Raw genomic sequence first — 648 nt, 5'->3', positions numbered from 1 at the left:
AGTCTTCTAAAATAGGTCGGAGGAACTCCACCGCTCCTTCGGAGCAATAGCGATTTCCAGGACGTAACTGAGCATTGAAACAATAACCAGTCTGACTTTCAAAAGCATAGAGTGGATGATACCCTGTGGCACGGTAATGAGCATTGTAAGCCGAGCCTTCTTGTTTTCCATAGGTTGTAAAATGAGTCGAATCAATATCAATGATAAGATTCCCCACTTGATGAAATTGTAAAAAGATTTGGAGAAGTTCAAAGTTAATCTGTCTTAAAGCTGCAATCGTTTCTTCAGTAGCACGAGAAAAGAAACGTGACAAGGTTGGTTGAGAGGCCAGCTGTCCAGGTTCTAGCAGCTGATAGAAATAAGCATCTTCTTTCAATTCTTGACAGGCATAGTCTGTATCATGACCAGCTAGGATTTGGAATAGGAGTTGGATAATAATGTTTGTATCTGAGTACCGAAGATATTGGCGTTGATCATTAGTAACTAAGTATTTAGAAATTAAATCTTTCAGATTTAGGAGGTCAAAAAGTACTTTAAAGAGAAGTAATCCTCCGTAATTCGTTAGATTTCCACCATCAAAAGAAAAAGTGTTGTTTTTAGAATTGTAATTTGTTAGACTGAACATATGGGTTTCCTTTCTATTTTGAT

General features: G+C 37.3%; 1 protein-coding gene. It reads right to left on the bottom strand.

The features are described 5' to 3' along the window. A partial coding sequence (locus E4T71_RS08750) for a transposase (RefSeq protein ID WP_167758510.1) occupies window positions 1-625 on the bottom strand: 625 nt, incomplete at its 3' end. Window positions 626-648 lie beyond the last annotated feature (23 nt).

This window comes from Streptococcus sp. WM07 (assembly GCF_004570525.1).
In the GTDB taxonomy this organism is placed as follows: domain Bacteria; phylum Bacillota; class Bacilli; order Lactobacillales; family Streptococcaceae; genus Streptococcus.
This window is presented reverse-complemented; position numbering and strand designations above follow the sequence as displayed.